The organism is bacterium, assembly GCA_040755795.1.
GTDB lineage: Bacteria > UBA9089 > CG2-30-40-21 > CG2-30-40-21 > SBAY01 > JBFLXS01.
Genome location: JBFLXS010000172.1, coordinates 1 through 7,902, shown reverse-complemented (window position 1 = coordinate 7,902; position 7,902 = coordinate 1). Strand labels below are relative to the sequence as shown.

The following is a 7,902-nucleotide window of genomic DNA, read 5'->3' as shown; positions in this document are numbered from 1 at the left end:
ACCTCTTGAGCAAATTGATAAGTTCTTTCTTCTAAATCATATTGTTTGGAATTTTGAATTTTGGTCATTGGAATTTATTTGTATTTTGGAATTTGTGATTTGGAATTTTGCCACTCACTCCGCTCTCTCCTACAATCTCTAATCTCCCATTCATAGTTTATCCTTGCTTACTTCATCTTGTTACCCAACTTGTGGGTAAGGATAAGATCTTATTTCGGTCTTTTAGTTCCATATTTAGACCTTGCTTTTCTTCTATCCGTAACGCCTATAGTATCTAAAGTGCCTCGAATAATATGGTATCGAACGCCGGGTAAATCTTTTACCCTACCCCCACGGATTAAAACAATGGAATGTTCCTGGAGATTATGTCCAATACCCGGGATATAAGATGTTACTTCGCCCCCTTTAGATAATCGGACGCGGGCTACTTTTCTTAAAGCAGAATTTGGTTTTTTGGGGGTAGTCGTATAGACGCGTGTGCACACCCCTTTAGCCTGCGGACATCCTCCTAAAGCCGGAGTTTTTTTCCTGCTTATCATTTTCTCCCTTTCAAATCTAACTAATTGATTAACCGTTGGCACTTTATCCTCCATCCTTTCGGTAGAGTTTAGTGAGAATAAAAAAGCAAGCCTTAGTAAGCCTGCTTTTTTTGTAAAAAATAGGACTCTTAAAAACTTAGAGGAAATTTAAAATATCTTTTTCTTTTCTCTCCCTCCTTTTTTAAGAGATTATTACTAAAACTCTACAAAAAAAATTATGATATATAAATATACCATTACTTCATAATTTTGTCAACTATTTTTTTTAATTTTTTTTATGCCTGAATTTTGAATGGTATCTACACCCGCAATTTTACTTGCTATTTTTACCCATTTCCTTAATATATCTTTTCCAACTTTAGTTAATATAGATTCGGGGTGAAATTGTATTCCTTCGACATCATATTCTTTATGTCGGATACCCATTATCTCTTCTTCTTGTGTCCAGGCAGTTATTTCTAAGCAATCTGGAAAAGTATCCTTTTTGATTATTAAGGAGTGGTAACGGGTAGCGACAAATGGGTTTTCAATACCCTCGTATATCCTTTTGCCATTGTGATATATCAAGGATGTTTTACCATGCATCAGTCTATCTGCTCGAACGATTTCTCCACCAAAGACATATCCCATACACTGATGGCCAAGACAAACACCTAACATAGGTATCTTACCGGCAAATTTTTTAATTATCTCATTAGATATTCCGGCTTGTAACGGTGTGCAGGGACCTGGAGAGATTAAAATAGCCTCAGGAGATAATTTATAAATCATATCAATTGTGATTTTATCATTTCGATAAACCGTTAATTTGTCCGCGATATTATCTCCACTTAATCCTATTTCCCCTAAATATTGAACAAGATTATAAGTAAAGGAATCGTAATTATCAATGATTAATATCATTTTTCTCCCTTTCTGTAACTCACAGTGCCATTCTGAGATAGAATGGAGTAAAAGAATAAATATCTACCTGTTTGCCTGCTTTTAGTTCTTTTAGCCCCAATATCGCCAGGTTACTTGCCCGTAGTAACCATAAAGATAATGGAGCAAAATAGACTTCTCTATTTTTCAATGCCTCTTTAAGTTGTTCCTGATATAATTTAAGCCCCTGACCTAAAAAGATAGTTGGTTGAGAAATCATCTCAATTAATCTTTGAGGAGAAATAAGTAAATAATCCGTTAGCCGTTGAGGGGGTTGACCTTGATAGAAAGCAGTATAAATCTCATTTTTCCTTGCATCTAATATCGGGCAGATAATCTTTTCGGTATAAAGCAGATTTAAAGCAAGGCTATCTAATGTAGAAATACCGACTAACGGAATGTTTAGTCCATACGCTAATCCTTTCGAGGTGCTAACCCCAATTCGTAAGCCGGTAAAAGAGCCTGGACCCGAAGAAACGGCTATCCCTTCTATCTCCCTAACAGATAAACCTGCATCTTTCAGAAGCGTGTCAATAGCAGGCATTAACCAGGTAGAATGCTCTAACTTACCTTGATAAGTGTATTCAGAGATTATCTCTTCCTCATCAATTAAGGCAATACTTCCTGGTGGTGTTGATGTTTCTATACCTAAAATCTTCATTTTCTATTTTCTTTTCAATTGAGCAACAATTTGCTGGTAATGGTTTCCATAAGGGATAAAGTTAATCTCACGGCTATGAGAATCAATCCACTCAATTTCCACTCTCAGATATTCAGGTGGTATTAGTTCTTCCACCTTTTCCGCCCATTCAATTACGGTGATACCATCTCCATAGAAATATTCTTCATAACCGAGGTCATACAATTCGTTCAGGGACTCTAATCGATACAGGTCAAAGTGAAAAAGTGGTAATCGAGCCTGACGGTATTCACGGAGCATTAAGAAAGTAGGCGAATTGACATATTCATCCGCCACGCCAAGTCCTCTGGCTACTCCCTGAGTAAATACGGTTTTCCCCGCACCTAAACCACCGAATAGACAAACAATATCACCTTTTTCTAAATACTTGCCTAATCTCTCTCCCCATAACTTTGTTTGTTCAGGAGCCCTTGTCGTAATGATTAACATGCTGACCTCCTTCAACGTCTTATAGCACCTATTAATCGAAATTTGACATAGAATTCTCTAATCCTCTAATTCACTAATTCGCTAATCTCTAATTCGCTATAGTAAATTTATCCATTCTATGTAACGTTTTGAGTAACTATTCAGCATACCAAGTAAGTAGGAAGTAGGGAGTAGGAAAGTAGGAAGAGGGGAAAATAATTCTTTATGCCTTGTTTCTTAAAACCTTCTGCAATATTTGCTGGAATAGAAACAGCCGCTCTCCACATCTGTTGCACCAATTCTTTCCCTTTCCTACTTCCCTACTCTCCTACTTTCCTACAAGGTGAATAGTTACCGTTTTGACTAATAACTGCTATATTGGTTTTCCAATCAGGTCATATTCTTTAGAATCAATTATCTTGACTTCTATAAATTCACCAACTTTACCTGTTTTTTGATGAATAATGACCAATCCGTCGATGTCTGGGGCATCGTATTTACTGCGGGCATAAGTTATTCGGTCTGTTATTTTTTCTATCACTACCTCCAGATTCTCTCCAATACTATTCTTTAATTTTTTAGATGATATCTTCTGCTGGAGTGTTAAAAGTGTTAGCCATCTTTCTTCCTTAATTTGTTCTGGAATCTGGTCTGGCATAGAATAGGCTAAAGTCCCTTTCTCAGGTGAATACTTGAACAAGCCTAATCGGTCAAACTCTATTTGCTTGACAAAATCCACTAATTTTTTAAAATCTTTGTCAGTTTCTCCAGGAAATCCTACCATTAGCGAAGTTCTTAAGGCAACATCTGGAATTGTTGCCCTTATTTTTTTTATCAATTCGTAAATCTTTTGACCTGGCAATGGCCGATTCATTCTTTTAAGGATTCCATCGTCAATATGTTGTATCGGTATATCAATGTATGAGCAAATTTTTGCACAATTGCTAATTATCGAAATCACATCATCGGTCAGATGATCAGGGTGACTATACATAATCCTTATCCATTTTATTGGCTCGATTTTTACTAATCTTTTTAGAAGTTGAGCTAATTTTGCCTCACCGTAAATATCCACCCCATACGAGGTTGTATCCTGGGCAATCAAAATAATCTCTTTTACACCAACGCCGGATAAATTTTCTACCTCTTTGACAATATCTTCGATGGGACGACTTCTAAATTTCCCCCGTAGTTTTGGAATAAGGCAATAAGAACACCAATTATTACATCCCTCCGCTATCTTGATGTATGCAGTAAAATTAATGGTCGTCCGCAATCGAGGGGTCTGAGACGAATAGATAAATTCAGGTCTATTGCAATAGACCTTTTGAGAGGTATTAAGTATTTTGTCAATTTTATGAATCTGTCCTGGGGCAATTAAATAAGATACCTCCGGGAACTCCTCTAAAAGTTTATCTCCATCTCGTTGAACAAGACAGCCAGCAACAATTATCTTTTGATTTTTATTCAATGAATTCTGGATAATTATTTTTGCTTCATCGACCGCGGGCTGAATAAAAGCACAGGTATTAATAATCAGTATTTGAGACCTTTCTGGATTGAAAGTAATCTCATAGCCAGCGTTTTCTAACAACCCAAACATCACTTCTGTATCGACCAAATTTTTTGGACAACCAAGACTTATGGCAGAAATCAAACCCGAACATCTTTTCATGTTAATTTTCACCTGAAAATAGTTAATTAGAGATTAGAGAATTAGTGAATTAGAACCTGCACTCTTGCTAATCTCTAATCTCCAATCTCTAATCTCTATGCCCGATTTTCATCCTCCTTTGTGCCCACTCCCTGTGGGCAGGAGGGTTTCGCCTATTTTTTACTTCTTACTTTTTACCTTCTCCTCCATTTTATCCATGCTAATCAGTGGCTGAACAGTTACGATTTCCTTAAGTGGCTTAAAGTTAACCGTAGAGCCAACAGATGGGAGCATCTGAACCGGTTCGCTCAGGAAAAATTTACCTTTAAGAATCCATTCTTTAAGTATATTGGCGATTTCTCTGGCTTTAGCATAGCTTGACAGTCCACCCGTTGGTATTTCTTTACCATCAAGGAATATTTTTCCACTTTTGAGTTGGGCATAATTTACTTCACCTAAACTTTCTGGTTTTGCCTGCGGGTATGCAGAACTGTAATCTACAATCTGGGTATATATTTCTTCGTCTTTAACTGCGGTATATCGGCAAATTTCTTCATTAAGTATTGGAATAGGTATGCCAATTCCTACGGCTAATGATACGCCATAGCCAGTCATACTTACTCCCCTCAGCCATTCTGGACTCATTTGTTTTAAATCCCCTAATACTGATAGAGTGCCAGCTGAACATTTAGGGACATCATTTTTACCTCGTGGAACATTAGGATTATGCTGTGTTCCCTGCCAGATAACATAACCTGTCCCCCCGCCTAAAAATATCCTTGTGCCAATACCTATGGTTAAATACAACGGGTCGTTTAATAAAGGAGACAGCTGGCCGGCACTACAGTAATTAGCATTACCCAATTTGGGTTGTAATACCCCCATATAGGTATAGATAACTTTATTTGAAAGATTTACTGCAACATTATAGTTCTGGTAGCAATTTCTTGGATTAAATAGCACTGCCTCATTTAAGTCTTTAATATTAATCCATGTATCAAGTTCTTTTCTGGGATAGCAATCTGTGCCATAAGAAATTGCCTTCAAGTGAATATCTTTACCAGCAACTAATTCTTCAATGATATGCCCGCCGCCATACTTAAATGTTCCTGGATAAACCGTATTTGCCGGGTCATTTTCCGGAATCTCGGTTGCACCCAAAAAAAGGTCAACAGCGGCTAAACCACCATAAGCCTCAACATTATTCAACCAGGCTTTTTGCACCTTTATTTTGGGTTTAGAATGACCAAAATTAAAATAAATCCCGGACGAACACATTGGTCCAAAGGTAGCTGTTGTCACCACATCTACTTCTTTGGCTGTCTGGTTGAGTCCTTTTTTATCTACCAGGTCTATAATCTCCTCTGCTGTAACTACAACAGCTTCACCTTTTTTAATTCGTTGGTTAATTTCTGCAATCGTTTTAGGCATATTCAAATCTCCTTGTTTGACAGGATTTACATAGAAATCGAGTCATCAGTAATTTGTAACCGTTCAGGTTATACATTAGAAGTGTAAGAAGGGGGATAAGGAGATAAGGGCGATATGGAGATAAGATAATAGAAATAGATTGAAATTTATAGAAATAGGTAGAAATTGATTGTGGGAAACAACAAATTTCCATAAATTTCTATTAGTTTCTACTAATTTCAATTTTTTTAATAATATCCCCTTATCTCCTTTATCTCCATATCTCCTTTTCTTACACCACCTGAACGCTTACAAAATGTATAACTGAAAGGTAACGAGTCTTGCGAAGTAGTAAAATTTCCCATTTTTCATTTCCTATTTTACATTTATTTTTCCTTTGTGTCTCTGTGATGAATTAGTCTAACCGCACAGGTGGAAAAGTTTGAACCATTTCTCCAATTCTCCCTTTTCCCCATTTCTCCTTGTTTACACTTCTAATGTATAGCCCTGAACGGTTACAGTAATTTAGATAAAGCATTAAAACCGATTACCGATTATCAAATTCTTTAGCAATTTCCTCAAATGCCCCATATAGATACTTGACTTGTTCCCATGTCAAGCCATAGGTAGAGAGTTTAAACCATTGAGTTTGACCTGGTTTTATCCCAATTATTCCCCGCTTTTCGAGTTTAGAATAGAGGAAATAACCCTTTTTGCGATGTTTTTGAGCAATTTTATCAAATAAAGGGGTTTTGAGGCGAATCAAATCATGCCTTGTTGGTTTTATTCCCAGTTGTTCAATCTCTCCCAGTGCTTCCATTTGTGTTACAAGCCAGCGACTTTTCTTTACCTCCTCATCCCAGTGTTTCACTCTCTCTTTGACATACGGAAATGCAGTGATAAGAGAGGCAATAGATTGTGAACGGGCGGTGCATCCCAAAAGTTCAATCTCCTTTTTAGGATAGCGAGTAGATTTCCTGAATAATTTGTCAGCCCATTTTTCAGTTGTTGCCAGAACACCAATCGTTCCCGGAACACCAAATCCTTTATGAGCCGAAGCAACAATAAAGTCAGCCAATAATTCTTTTCCATTAACCTCCATTCGACCTGCGGTATATGCGGTATTAAGAAGAAACGGCACACCATATTCTTGACATATCTTACCTACCTCATAAGCATCTACCAGATTGCCGTATTCGCCATCGACATGCGTCAGAAGGGCAAGTTTTGGAACAAGACCAGTTTCTTTTATCACCAGTTCAAAAGTCTCTTTGTAAGATTCTGGAATTATTTCATATTTGGGGTAGCCGGTATTGGGCACTTCATATATTTTTGCACAGGATTTTTCAGCCGCCACATAGGTAGTATAATGTTTATTAGAATCAATGACGATTGAATCTCCAGGTGAAAGTAAGGTATGCATCACCGCAAATTTCCCCTCACGAGCACCAAGTGTTGTTCGCGCCTCATCCATTCCCAGAAATTCGGCTAATGTTCGGGTTAAATCACAGATAGGTGGGGATTCAATTAGATGAAGTACCCCTTTACAATAATCACAAACTGAATACCCATCAACATAAGCCGATGCAGTCACTCTTACCGCCGCATTCGTTCTACCGCCAGTTTGTAAAGGATTAAGATTTATATAATTTTCTTCTCTGGTTCTAATTAGATTCATTTTAATCTCTTTTAATTTATCATATTTGGTTAATTCTGTCAATAATTTTCTTTGGTAAGAGTTTAGGTAGGATAAAAATAAGGAGAAAGGGAGAAGATGGAGAAGTGGAGAAAAGAAGAGTTAACTGATAGGATTATTAATGCCTGTATTAATGTCCATCAAAAGTTAGTGTCGTGTTGAACAAATAACGCATGGAATTTGATTCTGGTAACTGGTGATTGGTAACTGGTAATTAAATACCGTTTGGCTGAGCTCATGACGAAACTATTTAACCAATTACCAGTTACCAATTATCCGTTTGCAGGTTATGAAATCTGATGATACGCCGTGCAAAACTTACTCAAGACCACACTAGGATTGATGTCCGAAGGGTGGAGCAAGAAAAAGTTTGAGCCATTTCTCCAATTCTCCCTTTTCCCCATTTCTCCTTGTTTACACTTCTAATGTATAGCCCTGAACGGTTACGGTAATCGGTAATCAGTAATCGGAGATAACAGGTCATTGTTTTCTCTTCACCGATAACCTGATAACCGATAACTTTCTAAACATAGCAAAGCAAACTTAACAAAGCAATAGGTTGTTCACCACCTTA

At 37.2% G+C, this 7,902-nt stretch carries 9 protein-coding genes; all 9 read right to left on the bottom strand.

Features of this window, described 5'->3' with window-relative positions; all coding sequences use genetic code 11:
• Positions 1 to 209: 209 nt before the first annotated feature.
• Positions 210 to 581, bottom strand: a complete 372-nt coding sequence (gene rpsL / locus AB1414_11625; protein ID MEW6608079.1) for a 30S ribosomal protein S12 — start codon at positions 579 to 581, stop codon at positions 210 to 212.
• Between the two features lie 210 nt (positions 582 to 791).
• On the bottom strand, positions 792 to 1,442 hold the full coding sequence (locus tag AB1414_11620) for an aminodeoxychorismate/anthranilate synthase component II (GenBank protein MEW6608078.1): 651 nt from the start codon (positions 1,440 to 1,442) through the stop codon (positions 792 to 794).
• Positions 1,443 to 1,461: 19 nt separating this feature from the next.
• Positions 1,462 to 2,121 carry a tRNA (adenosine(37)-N6)-threonylcarbamoyltransferase complex dimerization subunit type 1 TsaB gene (tsaB, locus tag AB1414_11615; protein ID MEW6608077.1) on the bottom strand — a complete coding sequence of 220 codons (660 nt, stop codon included), beginning with the start codon at positions 2,119 to 2,121 and terminating at the stop codon, positions 1,462 to 1,464.
• 3 nt (positions 2,122 to 2,124) lie between these two features.
• Positions 2,125 to 2,589: a tRNA (adenosine(37)-N6)-threonylcarbamoyltransferase complex ATPase subunit type 1 TsaE gene (tsaE, locus tag AB1414_11610; GenBank protein MEW6608076.1), complete on the bottom strand. Its 465-nt coding sequence runs from the start codon at positions 2,587 to 2,589 to the stop codon at positions 2,125 to 2,127.
• 140 nt (positions 2,590 to 2,729) lie between these two features.
• Complete coding sequence (locus AB1414_11605) at positions 2,730 to 2,867, bottom strand: four helix bundle protein (GenBank protein MEW6608075.1); 138 nt, start codon at positions 2,865 to 2,867, stop codon at positions 2,730 to 2,732.
• Positions 2,868 to 2,941: 74 nt separating this feature from the next.
• Positions 2,942 to 4,243, bottom strand: coding sequence for a 30S ribosomal protein S12 methylthiotransferase RimO (rimO, locus tag AB1414_11600; GenBank protein MEW6608074.1), 1,302 nt, complete (start codon positions 4,241 to 4,243; stop codon positions 2,942 to 2,944).
• A gap of 159 nt (positions 4,244 to 4,402) precedes the next feature.
• The gene (locus AB1414_11595; protein ID MEW6608073.1) at positions 4,403 to 5,653 is read right to left on the bottom strand and encodes a homocysteine biosynthesis protein; all 1,251 of its coding nucleotides are present in this window, start codon (positions 5,651 to 5,653) and stop codon (positions 4,403 to 4,405) included.
• Positions 5,646 to 5,846, bottom strand: coding sequence for a hypothetical protein (locus AB1414_11590; protein ID MEW6608072.1), 201 nt, complete (start codon positions 5,844 to 5,846; stop codon positions 5,646 to 5,648). The genes AB1414_11595 and AB1414_11590 overlap by 8 nt, the downstream gene beginning before the upstream one ends.
• Before the next feature lie 333 nt (positions 5,847 to 6,179).
• Entirely contained in the window at positions 6,180 to 7,352 is a 1,173-nt protein-coding gene (pscS, locus tag AB1414_11585; GenBank protein MEW6608071.1) for an O-phospho-L-seryl-tRNA:Cys-tRNA synthase, read from the bottom strand.
• Between the last annotated feature and the right edge of the window lie 550 nt (positions 7,353 to 7,902).

Coding starts and splice junctions, on each gene's coding strand:
- AB1414_11620 (MEW6608078.1), bottom strand. CDS start 1,442: ATGATATTAATCATTGATAATTACGATTCCTTTACTTATAATCTTGTT.
- tsaB (MEW6608077.1), bottom strand. CDS start 2,121: ATGAAGATTTTAGGTATAGAAACATCAACACCACCAGGAAGTATTGCC.
- tsaE (MEW6608076.1), bottom strand. CDS start 2,589: ATGTTAATCATTACGACAAGGGCTCCTGAACAAACAAAGTTATGGGGA.
- rimO (MEW6608074.1), bottom strand. CDS start 4,243: ATGAAAAGATGTTCGGGTTTGATTTCTGCCATAAGTCTTGGTTGTCCA.
- AB1414_11595 (MEW6608073.1), bottom strand. CDS start 5,653: ATGCCTAAAACGATTGCAGAAATTAACCAACGAATTAAAAAAGGTGAA.
- AB1414_11590 (MEW6608072.1), bottom strand. CDS start 5,846: ATGGAAATTTGTTGTTTCCCACAATCAATTTCTACCTATTTCTATAAA.